General features: G+C 45.8%; 24 protein-coding genes, 1 rRNA gene and 1 riboswitch. Of the genes, 23 read left to right on the plus strand and 2 right to left on the minus strand.

Going from position 1 to position 19,540, the window contains the following annotated elements; all coding sequences use genetic code 11:
• Nucleotides 1–90 (plus strand): 5S ribosomal RNA (gene rrf, locus E0496_RS20545); the annotation flags it as partial.
• 136 nt (nt 91–226) lie between these two features.
• Here the strand turns inward: rrf and E0496_RS20550 are convergent.
• Nucleotides 227–757: a transposase gene (locus E0496_RS20550; protein WP_141503704.1), complete on the minus strand. Its 531-nt coding sequence runs from the start codon at nt 755–757 to the stop codon at nt 227–229.
• Between the two features lie 230 nt (nt 758–987).
• Here E0496_RS20550 and E0496_RS20555 point away from each other — a divergent pair, with 230 nt between their 5' ends.
• The 10 genes from E0496_RS20555 to rsmI all read left to right on the plus strand — a co-directional run bounded on the left by E0496_RS20555 (nt 988) and on the right by rsmI (nt 8,520).
• Complete coding sequence (locus E0496_RS20555) at nt 988–1,179, plus strand: sigma factor G inhibitor Gin (protein ID WP_141503705.1); 192 nt, start codon at nt 988–990, stop codon at nt 1,177–1,179.
• Nucleotides 1,180–1,243: 64 nt separating this feature from the next.
• Nucleotides 1,244–2,794: an aminotransferase class I/II-fold pyridoxal phosphate-dependent enzyme gene (locus E0496_RS20560; protein ID WP_206669827.1), complete on the plus strand. Its 1,551-nt coding sequence runs from the start codon at nt 1,244–1,246 to the stop codon at nt 2,792–2,794.
• Between the two features lie 96 nt (nt 2,795–2,890).
• Nucleotides 2,891–3,547 carry a dTMP kinase gene (gene tmk, locus E0496_RS20565; RefSeq protein WP_141503707.1) on the plus strand — a complete coding sequence of 219 codons (657 nt, stop codon included), beginning with the start codon at nt 2,891–2,893 and terminating at the stop codon, nt 3,545–3,547.
• Between the two features lie 116 nt (nt 3,548–3,663).
• A complete protein-coding gene (locus E0496_RS20570; protein WP_141503708.1) occupies nt 3,664–3,993 on the plus strand; it encodes a cyclic-di-AMP receptor in 330 nt (109 codons plus the stop codon).
• A 16-nt stretch (nt 3,994–4,009) separates the two neighbouring features.
• Nucleotides 4,010–4,453: a YaaR family protein gene (locus tag E0496_RS20575; RefSeq protein WP_141503709.1), complete on the plus strand. Its 444-nt coding sequence runs from the start codon at nt 4,010–4,012 to the stop codon at nt 4,451–4,453.
• Between the two features lie 33 nt (nt 4,454–4,486).
• Nucleotides 4,487–5,464: a DNA polymerase III subunit delta' gene (gene holB / locus E0496_RS20580; protein WP_141503764.1), complete on the plus strand. Its 978-nt coding sequence runs from the start codon at nt 4,487–4,489 to the stop codon at nt 5,462–5,464.
• Nucleotides 5,465–5,467: 3 nt separating this feature from the next.
• A complete protein-coding gene (locus E0496_RS20585) occupies nt 5,468–6,271 on the plus strand; it encodes a PSP1 domain-containing protein (protein WP_139991444.1) in 804 nt (267 codons plus the stop codon).
• 62 nt (nt 6,272–6,333) lie between these two features.
• On the plus strand, nt 6,334–6,735 hold the full coding sequence (locus tag E0496_RS20590; protein ID WP_141503710.1) for an initiation-control protein YabA: 402 nt from the start codon (nt 6,334–6,336) through the stop codon (nt 6,733–6,735).
• 238 nt (nt 6,736–6,973) lie between these two features.
• The gene (locus E0496_RS20595; RefSeq protein ID WP_141503765.1) at nt 6,974–7,642 is read left to right on the plus strand and encodes a tRNA1(Val) (adenine(37)-N6)-methyltransferase; all 669 of its coding nucleotides are present in this window, start codon (nt 6,974–6,976) and stop codon (nt 7,640–7,642) included.
• Complete coding sequence (rsmI, locus tag E0496_RS20600; RefSeq protein WP_141503711.1) at nt 7,639–8,520, plus strand: 16S rRNA (cytidine(1402)-2'-O)-methyltransferase; 882 nt, start codon at nt 7,639–7,641, stop codon at nt 8,518–8,520. Before E0496_RS20595 ends, rsmI begins: the two co-directional genes overlap by 4 nt.
• 131 nt (nt 8,521–8,651) lie before the next feature.
• On the opposite strand, the gene E0496_RS20605 is transcribed toward rsmI, so the two are convergent.
• On the minus strand, nt 8,652–8,906 hold the full coding sequence (locus E0496_RS20605) for an AbrB/MazE/SpoVT family DNA-binding domain-containing protein (RefSeq protein ID WP_028609554.1): 255 nt from the start codon (nt 8,904–8,906) through the stop codon (nt 8,652–8,654).
• Between the two features lie 271 nt (nt 8,907–9,177).
• Here E0496_RS20605 and E0496_RS20610 point away from each other — a divergent pair, with 271 nt between their 5' ends.
• The 12 genes from E0496_RS20610 (at nt 9,178) to spoVG (ending at nt 19,280) form a co-directional block, all read left to right on the plus strand.
• Nucleotides 9,178–10,476, plus strand: a complete 1,299-nt coding sequence (locus E0496_RS20610) for an HD domain-containing protein (RefSeq protein WP_141503712.1) — start codon at nt 9,178–9,180, stop codon at nt 10,474–10,476.
• Nucleotides 10,477–10,493: 17 nt separating this feature from the next.
• The gene (locus E0496_RS20615; protein WP_141503713.1) at nt 10,494–11,267 is read left to right on the plus strand and encodes a TatD family hydrolase; all 774 of its coding nucleotides are present in this window, start codon (nt 10,494–10,496) and stop codon (nt 11,265–11,267) included.
• A 184-nt stretch (nt 11,268–11,451) separates the two neighbouring features.
• A riboswitch (cyclic di-AMP (ydaO/yuaA leader) is annotated at nt 11,452–11,634 on the plus strand.
• A gap of 248 nt (nt 11,635–11,882) precedes the next feature.
• Entirely contained in the window at nt 11,883–13,031 is a 1,149-nt protein-coding gene (locus E0496_RS20620) for a 3D domain-containing protein (protein WP_238403827.1), read from the plus strand.
• Between the two features lie 125 nt (nt 13,032–13,156).
• Complete coding sequence (gene rnmV, locus E0496_RS20625; protein ID WP_141503766.1) at nt 13,157–13,705, plus strand: ribonuclease M5; 549 nt, start codon at nt 13,157–13,159, stop codon at nt 13,703–13,705.
• Between the two features lie 4 nt (nt 13,706–13,709).
• The gene (gene rsmA, locus E0496_RS20630) at nt 13,710–14,633 is read left to right on the plus strand and encodes a 16S rRNA (adenine(1518)-N(6)/adenine(1519)-N(6))-dimethyltransferase RsmA (RefSeq protein ID WP_141503714.1); all 924 of its coding nucleotides are present in this window, start codon (nt 13,710–13,712) and stop codon (nt 14,631–14,633) included.
• Between the two features lie 70 nt (nt 14,634–14,703).
• The gene (yabG, locus tag E0496_RS20635) at nt 14,704–15,588 is read left to right on the plus strand and encodes a sporulation peptidase YabG (RefSeq protein ID WP_139991438.1); all 885 of its coding nucleotides are present in this window, start codon (nt 14,704–14,706) and stop codon (nt 15,586–15,588) included.
• A 258-nt stretch (nt 15,589–15,846) separates the two neighbouring features.
• Nucleotides 15,847–16,122 carry a biofilm formation stimulator Veg gene (veg, locus tag E0496_RS20640; protein WP_076338501.1) on the plus strand — a complete coding sequence of 92 codons (276 nt, stop codon included), beginning with the start codon at nt 15,847–15,849 and terminating at the stop codon, nt 16,120–16,122.
• Nucleotides 16,123–16,331: 209 nt separating this feature from the next.
• The gene (locus E0496_RS20645) at nt 16,332–16,517 is read left to right on the plus strand and encodes a small, acid-soluble spore protein, alpha/beta type (RefSeq protein ID WP_139991437.1); all 186 of its coding nucleotides are present in this window, start codon (nt 16,332–16,334) and stop codon (nt 16,515–16,517) included.
• A gap of 136 nt (nt 16,518–16,653) precedes the next feature.
• Nucleotides 16,654–17,508, plus strand: a complete 855-nt coding sequence (gene ispE / locus E0496_RS20650) for a 4-(cytidine 5'-diphospho)-2-C-methyl-D-erythritol kinase (RefSeq protein WP_141503715.1) — start codon at nt 16,654–16,656, stop codon at nt 17,506–17,508.
• Between the two features lie 82 nt (nt 17,509–17,590).
• The gene (gene purR, locus E0496_RS20655) at nt 17,591–18,418 is read left to right on the plus strand and encodes a pur operon repressor (protein WP_139991435.1); all 828 of its coding nucleotides are present in this window, start codon (nt 17,591–17,593) and stop codon (nt 18,416–18,418) included.
• Nucleotides 18,419–18,469: 51 nt separating this feature from the next.
• The gene (locus E0496_RS20660; protein WP_141503716.1) at nt 18,470–18,868 is read left to right on the plus strand and encodes a RidA family protein; all 399 of its coding nucleotides are present in this window, start codon (nt 18,470–18,472) and stop codon (nt 18,866–18,868) included.
• A gap of 130 nt (nt 18,869–18,998) precedes the next feature.
• Nucleotides 18,999–19,280, plus strand: coding sequence for a septation regulator SpoVG (gene spoVG, locus E0496_RS20665; protein WP_028609566.1), 282 nt, complete (start codon nt 18,999–19,001; stop codon nt 19,278–19,280).
• The last annotated feature ends 260 nt before the right edge of the window (nt 19,281–19,540 follow it).

Consider the following 19,540-nt stretch of genomic DNA (forward strand, 5'->3'; position numbering starts at 1 on the left):
CGCGTTCCCATACCGAACACGACCGTTAAGCCCTCCAGCGCCAATGGTACTTAGACCGCAGGGTCTTGGGAGAGTAGGACGTCGCCAAGCACGAGAGACCTATCGCATGTGATGCGATAGGTTTTTTGTTTATATTAAAGCTATTTTTTGTATGTATTGCTGTTATATTCAATGAAGTCATACCAAAGGCCTTAGAAGCTCATAAAGAGCATCTAAGGCCTTTCTGTTAGCGCCGGTAATAAGAGGCTTCGCTGGATTGGAGCCGTAACACGCCATCCTTCTGCTCTTTACGGAAGGAGAAGGAGAGCAGCAACCGTGGAATCAGCAGCCATAGATGCCAGCTTACAATACTGATCATTAATGATTCTTTAATCCATGGGTACAGTAAGGCGATAGAGCATAAGCCCAACCAGAACATATGGCGATGCACGCGGCGGAAGAGTTGGAGCTTAATGTCGTTGGCTGGTTTAAAACCAATCCAAGGAGGTGTAATTCGCCATATCCATTTTCGGTCTGCTGCTTCATCTACACGGATAAAGGTTAGTAATATAATAGCAATATGTATGATTTGAACGACCGCAAAACCGAAGAGCCAGGAGAACAAGCCGTCGATTTGATACATAAGCACTTGAAATGCAAGCAAAATGGCTGCAATGAGCAAATGGCTTTGGATAAGCTCTGGACGAATGATTTTTCGTTTAACTAATTGATATTGATAGATCGTTGCATTTTGTTGTTCGGACAACTTGTTGCGCATATTGGAACGTCCTTCCGTATTGAATACAGGTGCTCTTCCTAACTATATCGGTTTTTGTATGCTATCTGTCCATAGTTTCAGTGAAACATTTTGTATCTGTTGTAACCATAAGCCCAGAAGACGCATAGGATATATAAATATTTGAAATACGCTATGAAACAAGTATAAATAGATAGACTATGTGTCATAATAATAGCTATATAGGATCAAAGCAGAAAGCGGGGATTGTCATGAACGATAATCACGAGCATAAATGCAATATCTGTAACGAGCAAAAAGCCGAGGGGCAAGGTATTCGCGTTGTATCCGGTTTTATTTGTGAGACCTGTGAAGAGGAAATGGTAAGAACCGATGTGAAAGACGCCAAATATCCTTTTTTCATTCATCAGATGAAGCAAATTTTTTTAGGAGAAAACGCTTGAGCAGCTTCTGACTTTAGAGGTTGCTCTTTTTTTATGCTTGTTTCGGTTACAATAGAAATATTGATTGGATGAAGACTTGAAAGGAATGAACTTTCTAATGGAGCCATTTTATGCGCCGCTTTTTGAAGCCCTGTTGAAACATGTGGCTGAGGCGCCTGTAGGATTTCATGTGCCTGGGCATCACAGCGGACAAGCCATGAACTTAGACTTGCCCGTAAATGAGCAAACTGCGCATCCTTCTGAATATTTCCATAAAATAATGCAGCTAGATGTCACCGAGCTTTCCACTACAGATGATTTGCATCATCCTGAAGCGTCTATACAGGAAGCGCAGCAGCTAGCTGCCAAAACATTTGGTGCAGATGAGACTTATTTTTTGGTAGGAGGCAGTACCTCAGGCAACCTTGCTCTGCTGCTAACACTCTGCGAGCCAGATGATATCGTAATTGTGCAGCGCAATGTACATAAATCAGTTTTGAACGGATTAAGGCTTTCAGGAGCTAAAGCGGTGTTCTTGTCTCCTCGTATAGATAAAGAAACAGGTTTGGCGTTAGTTCCTACTTTAGGGCAGGTAGAGGATGCGCTCGCTTCGTATCCGGAGGCGAAGGCTGTTTTTTTAAGCAATCCTAATTATTACGGAATGGGTGTAAGTTTAAGCTCTTATGTTGAAGCAGCGCACCGCTATAACGTGCCTATTTTAGTCGATGAGGCTCATGGGGCGCACTATGGGTTTCATGAAGCGTTTCCGAATTCTTCATTGTCTGAAGGCGTAGATGCTGTTGTACAATCTGCTCATAAAACACTTCCCACTTTGACGATGGGAGCACTTCTTCACGTGCAAGGAAACCGAATTCCTCTTAATAGCTTACGGGAATCGTTAGCGATGATTCAAAGCTCAAGTCCTTCGTTTCCGATTCTTGCCTCAATTGATATTTCCCGAGCAATGATTGACACCTTAGGACCAACGCTGTTCGATCAGAGTTTGCGAGCGGTTGGTTCTTTCCGCAGCTGGCTGCGCAATCAGGGGACAACCTTGTGTGAAGCTCAATACGATGCCGATACTGCGTCCGTCCTGCAGGTAGATCCTTTGCGAGTTGTCTTATACGATAGCAGCGGTCAACGATCGGGATTCGAGCTCCAGAAGCTGCTGGAGCAGCATGGATGCTTTGCCGAGATGGCCGATCCGATTTATGTCGTTCTAGTGTTCGGCATCCAAACCTCTATGCAGGATATCAATAAACTTCAGCAAGCTATTGAAACGATTAGCAACAGCAGCCGAGGGACGGAGCAATGGCCAAAAGGTTTGGATCAACACAGCATGACGGATGGCTTCGAATGGACGAGTGTCCAGCCTGTTTCATTTAAGAAGACGGCGTTTAAGAATAAAGCAATTCAACGCATACCTATACAGTTAGCTGAGGGCCGGCTGTCAGCAGAAATGATAACTCCTTACCCGCCGGGAATCGCTATCCTATACCCTGGAGAGAAAATCACAGCTGTCATGGTTAATTATATTCAATATTTATCTGATGCAGGCGCTAAATTTCAAGGTGCAATCGATCCTTCTTTAGCCACAATATCTATATTTGCTGAAAAGGCGGATCTTCCGACATGATTTAGTTATTCCTGCAAATCTTCATTGTACAAGGGGTAGCGCTTTGTTAATATAGAAGAAAGTATAGTTAACATAAACGTTAGGGGCAGTTTCAGCTTGAATAAAGGCATTTTCATTACAATAGAAGGTGGCGAAGGAGCCGGCAAATCAACACTGATTGAGCTGCTTTCGAATAAGATGCATCAAAGGGGCAAATCGGTCATGACCACGAGGGAGCCTGGAGGCATCCTGATTGCAGAACAGATCCGTTCCGTCATATTAGATCGTCAACATATCGCCATGGACGCTAGAACTGAAGCACTGTTATATGCAGCTGCCAGAAGACAGCATTTAGTGGAAAAGGTTGTACCAGCTTTAGAGCAAGGACGAATTGTTATTTGTGATCGTTTTGTCGATAGCAGCTTAGCTTATCAGGGGCATGCACGAGGGCTTGGCATGGAGGAAGTGTGGGCCATCAACCAATTTGCCATTCAAGAGCTGATGCCTGATTTAACGATTTATATGGATGTTTCGCCTGAGGTTGGCCTAAGCAGGATCGCGCAGGCATCGGATAGGGAAATTAACCGGCTGGATCTTGAGAAGCATTCTTTTCATGAAAAAGTAAGAGAAGGCTATCAACTGCTGCTTAAGCAATATCCGGAGCGAATCGTGTTAGTTAATGCGGAACAAAGCCCAGATTTGGTGTTTCTTGACGTTTTAACAGCTATTGAAGAGCGTTTTGCAGGATTTTTTGCAACCGATGTCAAACTTTAAGATATACATGATTGCACAGCTGTCTAAGATGAACCTCTACAGACAGCATCCATGGATATGATGCAAGGAGAACTCAGTCAATAACCTATTCTAATAGTAGTCAAGGGGGAATGAAGATGAAATTAGTAATCGCGGTTATTCAAGATAAGGATAGCAACAGATTGTCAAATTCGCTTGTACGCGAAGGCTTCAGGGCAACAAAGCTGGCAAGTACGGGTGGATTTCTAAGAGCAGGAAATACCACTTTTATGATCGGTATTGAAGATGAGCGTGTTCACGAAGTGCTACAGGTTATCAATGCAAACTGCAAGGTGCGAGACCAGCTTGTTACCCCGGTATCACCGATGGGCGGCTCAACGGATTCCTATATTCCGTTCCCCGTTGAAGTGCAGGTGGGCGGCGCAGCCGTATTCGTCATACCAGTCGAACGATTTGAGCATTTCTGAATGGGCGTGACATACGATGAAAATTGACCAAAACTTTCGTCCTCTCGGACAAAATCGGGCTAACAATGACACCCAATCCAAACAGATTCAGCCGAGAAGCTTCGCCGATGTAATGGTACAACAGGATGCTGACCGCACGCAGGAGCAACTGCAGCAGAAGCTACAGGATATTCATAGGCAAGGTGACCGTTTGGCGAAAGTGATGACGGTGCGCGAGCTGAAGATTTATCGCCAGATGATTAAGAAATTTCTGGAAGATACAATCAGGCGCGGGGTAGTGCTGAAGGAAGTCAAAGGCTTTGACCGTAGGGGACGTATTAAAAGATATAAACTGCTAGATGAGATTGATGCGACTCTCGTCTCGATGGCCGAGGATTTGCTGGACAGTGAGCAGGGCAGAATTGACTTGCTTAACAAGATCGGCGAGATAAGGGGACTTCTTATTAATCTGTTATTTTAATAAGAAGCAGGCAGGGAAAGGTTAGGATTGGCTATGAGCCTTGAACAGATTACAGGGCAATGGAAAGCACAACGGATATTGAAGCATGCGCTGGAGAGCGGCAAAGTATCTCACGCGTATTTGTTTAACGGCCCATCAGGAACAGGGCGCATGGCAATGGCACGTGAATTTGCGAAGGCATTGTTCTGTACGGCAGACGGTTCTGAAGCTTGTGGCGAGTGTCTGGAGTGCAGAAAGTTTGAGCATGGCAATCAAACGGATTTGACCGTGATTGTTCCAGATGGCCAATCGATCAAAATCGACCAAATTCGCGAACTCCAAAAGGATTTTTCATATCGGAACAGCGGCACCAAGCGCAAGGTCTACATGATTGAAAAAGCAGACAAAATGACGCTGCAAGCGGCAAACAGCCTGCTTAAATTTCTGGAAGAGCCGTTATCGCCAGTTGTGGCCATATTGATTACGGATAATGGACAAGCCGTGTTGCCCACTATCCGTTCTCGAACGCAGTGGGTTCCTTTCTTGCCAATGTCACCAGAAAGTATGCTGCAGGTCTTGATTAATGAGGGTGCGCCCTCTACATTAGCGAGGACGGTTGTGCAATTAACATCCGGACTGGATGGTGCAAGACAATTTCTCCAGCAGAATCAGTTTGCAGAAATCAGAACCCTAGTGATACAATTAGGCAAGGAGAGTTTGACCCGATTCACCGCGGCGATGATCACTGCTGGACAACAGCTTTTTAAAACAGATTTAGTGGAGCATATTCAATTGCTGTTGTCGTTATTAGTTATATGGTTTAAAGATTTGATACAGTTCCAGGCCGGAAGGCAGGACAACATCGTTTTTATAGATCAGTTGGAATGGATAAGCAAGCATGCGTTTAATCGATCGATCGCAGGCTGGGTGTCCTGCATAGAGCATACGCTCGAAGCAAGTAAACGTATGCGCGCAAACGTTACGCCTCAGCTCGCATTTGAGCAACTATTGGTAAACTTACAGGAGGGCTAATTCTTGTATAATGTCATCGGTGTCCGCTTCAAGAAAGCGGGCAAGATCTATTACTTTGATCCGGTCGAGCACCCCGTGGATAAGGAGCAACATGTTATTGTTGAAACCGCCCGTGGGATCGAATACGGTAAAGTGGTGGTGGGACAGAAGCAAGTCGGTGAATCGGATGTCGTTCTTCCTCTTAAGAAAGTGATTCGCATTGCAAGCGATGTCGACGCGAAAGTCGTCGACGAGAATCGTGCAGCAGCCAAAAACGCGTTCTCCACTTGTCTTGAAAAAATTAAGGGTCATCAGCTCCGCATGAAGCTGGTTGACGTTGAATTTACGTTTGACCGCAATAAAATTATTTTTTACTTTACCGCAGAAGGACGTGTCGATTTCCGGGAGCTTGTTAAGGATCTCGCTAGCGTGTTTCGCACTAGAATCGAGCTCAGACAAATTGGCGTTCGAGACGAAGCGAAGATGCTGGGCGGCATTGGCCCCTGCGGCAGAGTGTTGTGCTGTTCCTCCTGGCTGGGTGACTTCGAGCCTGTATCTATTAAAATGGCCAAGGATCAGAACCTATCGCTTAATCCGACGAAGATATCCGGATTATGCGGCCGTCTCATGTGCTGCCTGAAGTACGAGCATGACAACTACGAAAGCATTCGTGAAGAATTGCCGGCGATCGGCAAATTCGTTGTCACCTCCTACGGAGAAGGTAAAGTTACGGGTATTAACACATCCACCAAGAGTGTGTATGTGCAATTATTTGATACACCAGGTAAACCGAAAGAACTGTCGATGGATGATGTCGTCATCAAATAAGCGGCAGAGTGCGATTCTCACGGGTGAGGTTACACTCACGCTTGAAGCTCTGGGGTGGGAACTTGGAGAAGAACAATATTTTCGCGAAAATGGACGAGCTGGACAATCAAGTAGGTGTCTTTCATAAAGAGCTTACGGACTTGAAGCAGAAGGTAAAAGAGCTGCTAGAGGATAATAAGCGACTAACTGAAGAGAACAACCAGCTGCGTCAGTTGTTTAAGAGAGAAGCAGAGCTGGAGCGTGCAGCAGTCAAAACACCAGCCAAGAACAAGAAGTCGGAAGCCAGTCAAGAGGTTCCGGTTCTTACGGACAACGCCTTTGTAGATTCGGGCGTTGCTATCGGGGAAGGCCATGATAATCTGACCCGGCTGTACCATGAAGGATTCCACATTTGCAACGTATATTACGGGCATTTGCGGACGGAGGGCGACTGTTTATTCTGTCTATCCTTTCTAAATAAATAGTGGAATCCGTATCGACATGCCGTCCTTGCCGCAAAGGGCGGTATTTTTATTAGCCCAGCATATAAGCGTAAAAGGCTGCTAACGTCCTCTTATGGCAACAGCCCTTTCTGGAAAAATAGAAAAGTATATCATTTCGCCATACTATCATAAGCAATGAATACTGAACAAGAATAAAGGAGCGGCTTAAAACGTGTCTGAACAAACCATTTTAGCAGCGAATGAACGGCTTGATGATTTAATGACGGAATCAGGCTTAAAAATTATACAAAGCCGGGAGGTATTCAGCTTCTCGCTTGATGCTGTTCTGCTCTCGAGGTTTGCCAGTGTGCCCAAGCACGGGCGGATTGCAGATTTATGTACAGGCAACGGGGTCATTCCGATGCTGCTTACTACTCGAACTAACGCAAAAATAGATGCCGTTGAAATTCAGCCGCGATTGGCAGATATGGCTAGAAGAAGCGTGGCTCTTAATCAGCTTGAGGATCAGATTACGATTATAGAGCAGGATTTAAAATTGTACCCGAAGCAAGCGGGTAATGGTGTTTATGATGCAATAACCGTTAATCCGCCTTATATGCCAGTCACGGCAGGAGAGCAGAATGAAAATGAGCATTATGCGATAGCTAGACATGAAATTCATTGCACGCTGGAGGATGTAGCAGAGGCTTGCTCACGGCTTGTCCGGCCAGGAGGCAAGGTGTCCATGGTTCATCGGCCGTCACGCTTGCTTGATATCGTGGAAACGATGCGAAAATGGAGGCTGGAGCCAAAGCGAATTCAATTTGTTCATCCTCATGCGAACGCAGAGGCAAATATGGTACTAATAGAAGCCATGCGGGATGGAAAGCCTGATATTAAGCTTCTTCCGCCTATTATGGTGTATGAGAATGGGGTGCAGATCGTTTGAATATACAAAAAAGCTTCTCCGAAGCTGCCAAAGAAAACTCTGGCAGCCTTTATCTAGTTGCCACGCCTATCGGAAATTTGGAGGATATGACCTTTCGTGCGATACGAACGCTAAAGGAAGTCCAGCTCATCGCGGCTGAGGATACAAGGCAGACGCGCAAGCTGCTTACCCATTTTGAAATTGGGACCCGTATTGTCAGCTATCATGAGCACAACAAGCGCGCCAGCGGTCCTGAGCTGATTCGTCTGCTGCTTGAAGGGCAATCGATTGCACTTGTCAGCGATGCTGGTCTTCCTGCTATATCTGATCCCGGAGCTGATCTCGTAAGAGATGCCGTCGAGCAGAATATCCCCGTTATTCCGATTCCCGGTGCGAATGCCGCATTATCCGCCCTCATTATGTCAGGTTTGCCGACGGAGAGATTCTTATTTGCAGGTTTTCCGCCCCGTGAGCGAAAATCATTAACGAAGTGGCTAAAGGAACTGCAAGCGCAAAAAGGGACGCTTCTCTTTTATGAATCTCCTCATCGTATAACCAAAACGCTTGAAGCATTGCAGGAGTGTCTGGGAGACCGTTCGATTGCTTGTGTAAGAGAGCTGACAAAGCGCCATGAAGAAGCAATTCGTGGGCGGGTATCGGAATGCATGGAATGGTTTGGAGAGCATCCGCCGCAGGGTGAATTTTGTATCGTTGTGGAAGGTTCGGACGGAATCGGGGCAAGTGAGCAGCCAACTGCAGCGATATGGTGGTCTGAGCTTGACCTCGCCGCACATGTGGCCCATTACGAAGAGCAATATGACCGGAAGGAAGCAATCAAATTGGTTGCGGTAGATCGCGGACTGCCGAAGCGGGATGTATATAATGAAGTAAATAGATAATCAAGTCGCTTGGACCCCAAAAAATGGACAAAAAAAGACCTTCCTGGCCGGGTTCAAGCGCAGGAAGGCATCAAGGAGTATAAAAAAGGTTAGAATTAACAAGTTGATAAATATAGTATAACCGATTTTTTTTATTTTGTCACAGGTGTTGGCATTTCTGATAAACAAATGTGGCAAACAATTTTACCTTTGAAGTAAGATACGTTCTCTGCGTTGCCGCAGAAGATACATGCAGGCTCGTATTTTTTGAGCATAATGCGCTCGCCGTCTACGTAGATCTCAAGAGCATCTTTTTCGCCAATACCTAGTGTACGGCGCAATTCGATTGGTATAACGACGCGTCCCAGCTCATCAACCTTACGAACAATACCAGTAGATTTCATCATAATCTATTATTGCCCCTCTCAAAATGTGTTTCGTCATCGTTCGACATACTTTTTACTTTTAGTATTACTATAATACCAACGATTACCATAATAGTCAACTAAGAAAATTGCTCATAATAGCCGTTGGGATAAGTATTTGACTAGTTACAAGGGTCATATTACTCTGTAATAGAATACAACAGCTTCGACATTTTGGAAACTAAATTACGACACTATTCGACAATAGATTCACTTAATGTGTCGAAAATATGAACAAAGGAGATGAGAGACAATGAAGCAGCAGCTGACCGAAGAGAAAGTTTTTAAGGACCCTGTCCATCATTACATTTATGTGCAGGACCAGACCATTTGGGATTTAATTAATACGAAAGAGTTTCAGCGTTTGCGCAGAATACGTCAATTAGGGACCTCCTATTTGACCTTCCATGGGGCAGAGCACAGCCGGTTTTCCCACTCGCTAGGCGTGTACGAAATCACGCGTAAAATCATATCCCAATTCGAACGCAACGGCTATCCGGATTGGCCAGCGGAAGAAAGGCTGGTTTCGCTTTGCGCAGCGCTCCTGCATGATGTCGGTCACGGACCATTCTCCCATTCCTTAGAAGAAGTATTCGACACGGATCATGAAGAGTGGACCTGTAAAATCATTTTAGAGGATACGGAAATCAACCAGGTATTGCGCAATGTTTCCGAGCAGTTCCCTGCACAGGTAGCTGCAGTTATTCAGAAAAACTATCCGAAACCGATCGTCGTAAGCCTTATTTCAAGCCAAATGGATGCAGACCGCATGGATTATTTGCTAAGAGACGCTTATTTTACAGGCGTAAACTATGGAACCTTTGATTTAGAACGCATATTGCGTGTATTGCGTCCTTATAAAGGGCAAATTGTAGTCAAAGAGAGCGGGATGCATGCCGTTGAGCATTATTTGATGTCCCGTTATCAGATGTATTGGCAGATTTACTTCCATCCGGTTACGAGAAGCTCGGAAATCATTCTACGTCAAATATTTCGTAGAGCGCAGGAGCTTTATGTGGGTGGCTATGTTTTCGAGTGGATGCCGGCTTCCGTTAAAGGGCTGCTTCATAATACGATGACGGTGAAGGATTATTTGAAGCTGGATGAAGCGCTTGTACAGACGGCTTTCATGCAATGGGCGGACGAGAAGGATATGCTGCTAAGCGATCTTTGCGACCGTTTTCTAAACCGTCGTTTATATAAGTACATAACAATCGATAACCCCGACGAAGCACAGTTAAATGAGATCAGTGATTGCTTTTCTTCTATAGGAATGGAACCGGAGTATCATATGGAAATCGATTTCCCGTTTGATCTGCCATATGACGTGTACCGTCCCGACAAAAAAGAGGGAGAAAAGCAAGAAAAAGCGCCGATTTTGTTGTTAGACGGGCAGGACGAAGTAAGCGAAATATCTGCCAAATCCGACATTGTTCGCTCGATTACGGGCCTCCATCAAGGGGAATATCACTTGTATTATCCGGAAGAGCCGCTCAAAAAAAATATTCATCTGTTATCCGAAAAAATAAAAAAAATATTCAAATTGAACTAAAGGAGCCTTACATCAATATGACATTACTATTTGATACACACACCCATTTAGATTCATACAAGTTTGACGAAGACCGGGAAGCAGTAATTCAGCGTGCAAAAGATGCAGGCGTTCACATGCTCGTGAATATAGGTTTTAATCGTGAGACGATTCCGACGACAATGGAGCTAGCCGAGAAGTATGATTTTATCTATGCAGCAGTTGGCTGGCATCCGGTGGACAGCATCGACATGCTGCCGGAGGATTTGGCGTGGATTGAGCGGCTTTGCGCGCATGAAAAAGTGGTGGCCATAGGCGAGATTGGGTTGGACTACCACTGGGACACTTCCCCAAAGGATGTTCAGCAGCGAGTATTCCGGGAGCAAATCCGACTTGCACGCAAGGTAGGAAAACCCATTGTTATCCATAATCGAGAAGCGCATGAGGATGTTATCCGAATTCTTCAGGAGGAAAATGCAGCAGAGGTTGGAGGGGTTATGCACTGCTTCTCGGGCAGTTACGAAACCGCCAAGCAATGTTTGGATATGAACTTCTATATCTCATTTGGAGGGCCGGTCACTTTCCAAAATGCAAGGGTTTCCAAAGAGGTTCTCAAGCAGGTTCCGCTGGACCGAATTTTGATCGAAACCGATGCCCCATATTTGGCTCCTCATCCATTCCGAGGGAAGCGAAATGAGTCCGCTTATGTGCTTCGGGTTGCAGAGACAGCAGCCGAATTATTAGGCAAAACCGTCGAAGAAATAGGCGCAATTACGACCGAAAACGGAAAAAAATGTTTTGGTATTGTCTGAAATCGAGAGAAATGAAGAGAATGGCAGACCTTTATCGCGTAAAAACTAATTTTTATAGCGAATATCGCTTATTTTTTCCGTCTTTATCCACCTTTTTCGCTTAAATCGTCTTTTATCGTATCTTTACAATTGACCTCGTATGAGGGTATGATTCATCTCAGAGCATTAAATTTTTGTATTGGATTTCCAGTTTACGCTTAATCTCCAGTTGGAGAGCGGGGGAACCGAATACGGGTTTTCGCACCGTATTTTGAAATTCTTCAGGGGTGAATTTCGGAAGCTTTGCCATGAGCATTGCATTTCGAATAGGGCGACTCTCTTGCCCGAATCCGTCAGCTAACCTCGTAAGCGTTTATAGAGAGTGATCAACCTCGTGCATCCATTTTTCTGTATCCCAGTGTAGTTAATGACCGGGAAGCCACGAAACAGATCCTCTGTCGACGGCTTCTTTTTATTTTCGAATAATCGGGAATTTGTCGACATAGGGATAAAAGATGGAGGTGGGAGGATCGATAGCAGTACTGGATTGCGTGCTTGCACGCCAATATACTATAGTCGCGTCAGTTGTATCATGCGTAACACTTGGCGGCGGGGCTATGAAGGAGGACCGATGAAGTGGGAATACTCCAGGTTAAGGACACCCATGGGAAACGATCATCCAGCATGTCTTTCGCATTGCGATGGAAGCGTGAAAACTTGCGTTTGATTCTTTTGAGTGCTACTATCTCAATCGCTATGACTTTCATGTTTTTGGTGTTGTTGTACGGAACGGCTGTCAAAAGCGTCTCCGTAGTAGTGAACGGACAAGAAACCGTTGTTGAAACAAAACAATGGGTCCTGCAACGCCTACTGGATGAACAAGCTATCGCAATTGGACCACATGATGAGGTGTCCATACCGCTTAATGCGGCAATAAAGGACGGAGATCGTATTGAGGTCACTCATGCGGTACCGGTAATTGTGAAAGCTGATGGCAAGACCTCTACTGTGTACACGACAGAGAGAACAGTGCAGGCAGCGATCGAGGAATTAAATATTCCAGTTCGTAAACAAGATAAAGTAATGCCTCCGCTTGAAACGGTAGTTGATACGGAAGTAACGGTAACGGTCGTGCGCGTAGACACCAAAGTGTCTGAAACCGAGCGTACCATGCCGTACTCTATCGTGAAGAAACAAGATCCTAATTTGGAAGCGGGCAAGGAAAAGCTCGTGCAAACCGGTAAAGAAGGACTCATTGTCGAACATATCGAGAAGCAGTATGAGGACGGAATTCTTATTTCGAAGAAGATGGTCAGCAAAGTGGTCGAGACAGCCGCGGTTGATCAGGTCGTTGCGATCGGAACGAAGAAGGCTGAGCCTAAAGTAACTGTGCTCTCGAGCAAAAGCCCAAGCGTTTCAACGCTCACGAAGAGCGGTGTATCGTTTAAGGCGAAGTCCGTACTTAAGAACGTCACGCTGACGGCTTATTCGGCAGGTGTCGCTTCGACTGGCAAAGATGAAGATCATCCGGATTATGGTATTACCGCATCAGGTGTCAGGGTGAAAGAGGGACGAACCATAGCGGTTGATCCCAAGATTATCCCGATAGGCTGGTGGGTTTATATTGAAGGAATCGGTTTCCGTCGTGCTGAAGATACAGGCAGTGCGATAAAGGGAAATAAAATCGATGTTTACTTTGATAGCAACAAAACTGCAAATAAGTTTGGCCGCAAGAAAGGCTTTACGGTATATGTGTTAGGGCCTAATAAGCCAACGGCCAGCTGATGAATGGGGTTACCATCATCTTATCGTAATTTTTAATTAAATATGCCATCATAAGGAGAGGCAACGCCTCTTCTTTTTGCATGTTTGCGGGGATAATAGTTCATAAGATGAAGGGAATGGTCTTGATGATCAAAGAGATCATTGTCGTAGAAGGAAAAGATGATACGGTAGCGATAAAACGGGCGGTAGCCGCGGACACCATAGAGACGAATGGCTCGGCCATCGGCGAGGATGTGCTAAGGAGAATTGCGCTGGCGAATGAACGCCGGGGCGTAATCATCTTTACCGATCCTGACCATGCGGGGGAACGCATTCGTAAAATCGTGGCGCGTCACGCGCCTGGCTGCAAGCATGCTTTTTTGCCTCAAGAGAAAGCTTTGTATAAAGGGGACATCGGGATTGAGAATGCTAGTCCCGAAGCCATACGCACAGCGCTCTCGGAGCTTCGGACGGAAACGGCGGATGAAGCGGGAGAGATCAGCTGGGAAGACTTAATGGGTGCTGGCCTGATTGTACATCCGGAAGCATCAAATCGAAGACTTGTCATGGGGAAGCTGCTCGGTATCGGGTATGCGAACGGCAAGCAGTTCTATAAGCGTTGTACAAGCTTCCGTATTAGCAAGGCTGAATTTACTGAGGCTTATCGGCAGATGGAAAAGGAACTGGAGGGATAGCTTAATGAGCAGTCAAGAGCATATAGAGCAGCAAAGCAAGGATAAGCCGGCTAAAATAGAAGTGGGTACGCCCAAGCGTACCAAAGAGATTATTGCGAAGTATGGCTTCTCTTTCAAGAAAAGTTTAGGTCAAAATTTTCTGATCGATCAGAACATACTTAATAATATCGTTGCAGCTGCGGAACTTGATGAGACAAAGGGAGCGCTGGAGATTGGACCAGGCATCGGTGCGCTCACACAGCGGCTTGCACAGGCAGCTGGCAAGGTTACGGCTGTAGAAATCGATAATCGCTTAATTCCAATACTCAAAGAGGTTCTGGCTGATCAGGAGCAGACGACGGTCATTCATGGCGACGTACTTAAGCTGGACCTGAAACAGCTGTTGGAGGAGCAATTTGCCGGGGTGTCTGGCGTGAGTGTCGTTGCTAACCTGCCTTATTATGTTACGACGCCGATTCTAATGAAGCTGCTTGAGGAGCGTCTGCCGCTTGAGCATATTGTTGTTATGATCCAGAAGGAAGTAGCCGAGCGTATGGCAGCGAAGCCAGGCGGCAAGGAGTACGGCAGTCTTAGCGTTGCCGTTCAGTACTATTGCGTGCCTAAGCTGGTCTGTATGGTGCCTCATACGGTATTTATTCCACAACCGAATGTGGATTCAGCTGTTATTAAGTTATCCTTGCGTGATAAGCCGGCGGTTGATGTGCCGGACGAGGATCATTTTTTCCGTGTCGTGCAAGCGAGCTTCGCACAGCGTCGGAAAACATTAGCGAACAATCTTACTGCTTTCGTAGGTAAGGAGCGTCGTGAAGCATTAACAGAGATGCTTCATAAGAACGACATAGACCCAATCAGGCGGGGGGAGACACTTTCGCTTGAGGAATTCGCGCGCATTAGCCGCAGCATGCTAGAAGCAGGCTGGGGCGCTTAGGCGGTTCCGGCATAAAATACTCACCTTTCTCGCCTCATGCCCATAGGATAGACGAAGAGGTGATTTACCCATGAAGCAAGGGGACCTGGTCGTCCGCAAATCGTATGGCGGTGACGTGCTATTCAAGGTTGAAGATGTTCGTACACATACTGCCGTTCTGAAGGGCACGGACTACCGATTGCTTGCGGATGCTCCGATTCCTGATCTGTCGGTTGTAAGCGACCCAGAATCGACAAGAGCGGTGCAGCAAGTTCGAATTAAAGTGAATGATTCATTGAAACGCATGCATTCGGAGCGCGAACGTCAAGCCATGGAAAATGAGGATAGTATTCGGCATGCGTTGCAGCAGAGCCAGCCATTTTTTGAGGTGCCCGGAAAGGTACTTCATCTTGATGGGGATGGTAATTATTTGAAAAAGAGCATGCAATTGTATAACACGATGCATGTTCCTTCTCATGGACTTCATGTACATGAATCCCAAATGGCTGATGTGCTCTACCGACTGCTTCCGCAGATTCAACCAGATATTGTCGTCATTACCGGTCATGACGGTGTCTTGAAGAATCGTGCGCAAATGGATCTCTACAGTCTCAGCAGCTACAAAAACTCGCAGCATTTCGTTAATGCGGTTCGCGTTGCCCGTGATTACGAAAAAAATCGCGACGGCCTGATCGTCATAGCCGGAGCCTGCCAGTCCCATTTTGAAGCGCTGCTGCAGGTAGGGTCCAACTTTGCAAGCTCACCTGGCCGCATATTGATTCATGCGCTCGATCCTGTTTATATAGCCATCAAAGCAAGCTATACGTCGATCAAGGATACGATTAACTTGGCTGATGTTATACACGGCACAATAAGCGGTATAGACGGCGTAGGAGGCATTGAGACGATGGGCCGCTTCAGGGTAGGTTTGCCTAAGCCCAAGATAACTTCATCCTCCTCCGTATTGAAGCAATAAGCCATTTTAGAGCTGACTGGATGATAAGAAGTAAAAATGAAAAGACATAAAAAATTGCTTTTTCAGCTTCAATTTGTGCTTTTATTTTGAAGCAACTTCTTAATATGTATATAATTTGCTCGCTTATGCATGGTTTTTTAAAAAATGGGTGAATTCACCGTTGACAAGTAAATATTCCGGCTGATATAATATTTTGCTTTGTTTGACAAACCTCCTCTTTTTGGTTATAATGGACAAGGAAAGAGGTGGTAGTGGACAATGGCAAAAAATGCGCTATTGGATATTAAACGCAGTTTGGAAGCTCATGTTGGCTCCAAAATCCGTCTTCGAGCGAACGGTGGCCGACGAAAGACCATCGAACGAACCGGTACGTTGGAAGAAACCTACCCTTCTGTTTTCATTGTCAAGCTGGATGAAGAGCAACACGCTTTCAAGCGCGTTTCATACAGCTATGCGGATATACTGACTGAGTCGGTAGAAGTGACCGTATGCAATGATGAAGGTCAAGTCCGTATCGCCCATTTGCAACATTAGATGATATATAGCCTAGTCAGGCATGTGAGCGCAGAGATTTCTGCGCTCTTTTTTTGTTTTTGCATATATAGAGATGAAGTGGCTGCTTATGTATTTGCTCTGGCGTTCGTTTGATGTATGGTCCAATACCGGTTGAAGCATACTATCTATGCAATAGTAACAGCCGTATATGCTTAATCAATGTAAAATTGGATTCGGAGGTCATGAAGATGGGACGCAGAAGACGGGGGATCATGTCAGAGCAGTTGAAATACGAGCTGGCCAAGGATCTTGGATTTTATGATACGGTGCAGCAGGAAGGCTGGGGCGGTATACGCGCGAAGGATGCTGGCAATATGGTGAAACGCGCGATACAGCTGGCGGAACAGGCTGCAGCTAAATCAAATCAGCCGTAATAGTCATGCCATGTTCAGTACATAAAAGCTAAGAAGATGACAGCCGAAAATGATCGGTTTGTCATCTCTTAGCTTTTATTGCGTTGGTTTGATATAATGATGCTTAAGCTTACGAACGAACGGGTGAACTTATCGGATGAAAATTTATGAAAAAGCTCCTGCCAAAATTAATTTATTGCTCGACGTACTCCGCAAGCGTGATGATGGCTACCATGAGGTGGAAATGATTATGACTATGGTTGACCTTGCCGACCGTCTTGAAATGGAAGAGCTCCCTAGAGATACGATTATTATTTCAAGTCAGGTTGGTTACATACCGTTAGACGAGAAGAACCTGGCATTCCAAGCGGCCAGGCTTATTAAAGAGCGTTATCATGTGAAGCAAGGCGTTTATATTCACTTGGACAAGAAAATTCCGGTCGCAGCAGGACTTGCTGGCGGCAGCAGCGATGCTGCGGCTGCGCTGAGAGGCCTTAATCGGCTTTGGAAGCTGCAGATCCCTGAGGACGAGTTGTGCACGCTTGGAGCTGAGCTAGGCTCTGATGTTCCTTTCTGTGTGACAGGAGGCACAGCTATCGCCCGCGGCCGTGGAGAGAAGCTTGAGCATATCGCCAATCCGCCTCAATGTTGGGTGGTTCTAGCGAAGCCGCCAATTAACGTATCGACGGCTGATGTGTACGGGAGATTCCGGGCAAACGAGCTCAAAGAGCATCCATCGATCTCTAATATGGTCAGCGCACTTGAGCGAGGTTCATTTACAGATATTTGTGATGGGCTTGGCAACGTGCTGGAGAAGGTTACGCTCGACGTATACCCGGAAGTTATGCAGTTGAAGGAAAGCATGATCCGTCTAGGAGCCGACGGGGTTCTCATGTCCGGAAGCGGACCAACCGTATTCGGTCTCGTATCGAAGGAAGCCAAGCTCCCCCGCATTTATAATGGGCTCCGGGGCTTCTGTAAAGAAGTCTATGTGGTAAGAATGCTAACATAAGACTGACGTTCTTCTTGATTAAATCCGTATAAAAATGTTATATTGACATTATATTATTCGGATTTAGTGGGGGGAGATGTGTTTGAAGAAGTTGAAACGGAGCTCGCGGTTGGTAGAAATGACCCAATACCTGTTAAGTCGACCCCACACGTTAATTTCACTTACAGCATTTGCTGATCGATATCAATCGGCAAAGTCTTCAATTAGTGAGGACCTAGCGATTATTAAAGAAGTGTTTGAGGAAGAAGGCATTGGTGAGCTTCATACACATGCGGGAGCTGCAGGCGGAGTCAAGTATACGCCCAAGATGCAAGAAACGACGGCTCTTACCATTATGACGAGCATATGCCGCCAGTTAGAGCAGCCTGAGAGGGTTCTTCCCGGCGGTTATTTGTATATAACGGATATGCTAGGACAACCGGAGCTGCTGGCGGATGTCGGCAGAATGTTTGCGACCGCGTTCGCAGATCGGAAGATCGACGTCATTATGACGGTAGAAACGAAGGGGATACCGCTTGCGTATGCAACGGCTTCTTGTTTGAATATACCGGTAGTCATTGTACGTCGGGATAATAAAGTGACCGAGGGCTCGGCAGTAAGCATCAACTATGTGTCTGGCTCAACGAAACGCATTCAGACAATGTCATTGGCTCGCAGGGCGCTTAAGGAGCAATCGCGTGTTTTAATTATTGACGACTTCATGAAGGCTGGCGGAACGATTCAGGGCATGATGGATTTGCTGTTTGAATTCAAGGCCACGGTAGCAGGCGTAGGCGTTTTTGTTGAATCTGGCGAAGTAGAGCTGGAGGAGCGGCTTCTTGAGGATTATGTGTCGCTTGCCAAGCTTACGGCTGTTGATATGAAGACGAAGCAAACGACCGTCGTACCGGGCAATTATTTTAAAGCATAGTGGGTCGTATCTGAGGCCGACCACATCTTGTTAAGAGAGGCTGGGACCATAATGACAACGAAGCAGCAGCTTCAAGTAATTGCTACGGACAAAGCTCCTGCAGCAATTGGACCATATTCGCAAGCAATCAAGCTTGGAGGATTATTATTTACTTCGGGACAAATTCCGCTCGATGCGGCAGGGCAGCTTGTCGAAGGCGGTATTGAGGAGCAAACCCATCAAGTGTTTCGCAATTTGGATGCCGTGCTTGAGGCTGCTGGTGCCAGCTTTCAGGATGTTGTAAAAGCAACGGTCTTTATGAAAGACATGAATCAATTTGCGACAGTAAACGGCATCTATTCTTCTTATTTCGGAGAGCATAAACCAGCCCGTTCAGCCGTTGAGGTTGCGAGGCTGCCAAAGGATGTTCTTGTCGAAATAGAGGTCATTGCATCGACAATTGTCGAATGAAAACGAAAAAGATTCAAATACAAAAAAATATTTTAAATAGAGCATGATTTTACCAAAAATGTAGAAGGAATTGGCACAAAAACGTGGAAGTATACACCAAGTCTCTGATAGACAAAGGTGGTGAACACAAGTGCAAATTACTGATGTCAGACTCCGCCGTGTAAATTCCGAAGGGCGTATGAAGGCGATCGCATCCATTACTATTGATAATGAATTCGTTGTTCACGATATTCGTGTCATCGACGGAAACAATGGTATGTTCGTTGCAATGCCAAGCAAACGTACTCCGGATGGAGAATTTCGGGATATCGCTCATCCGATCTCTTCAACCACCCGGGAGAAAATCCAGGCTGCTGTTCTCGCTGAATATGAGCGTGCAGCAGAAGAAGTTGCGATTGAAGAAGGAGCTTAACAAAGCATTTCTTGTTTTTGGGGTTGTAGGAAAAGAGGGCTATGGCTCTCTTTTCTTTTTTTTGAGCAGAGAAGCGGCCCGATTCAAAGACTGGATTAGGCGTAACGCGCTTGGAAATTAAGTCACACATTCGTATAATGGAATATAGTATAGTTAAACCGATTTGTTATGAAGTAAACTTGTTTCTTTTTTAAAAATATAGGAGAGTATATCCTTAGGTCATACATTCTCTATATTGCTCGAATGAAATGCGCCGCGCC

The organism is Paenibacillus luteus, from assembly GCF_006542765.1.
GTDB classification, from domain to species: Bacteria; Bacillota; Bacilli; order Paenibacillales; family Paenibacillaceae; genus Pristimantibacillus; species Pristimantibacillus luteus.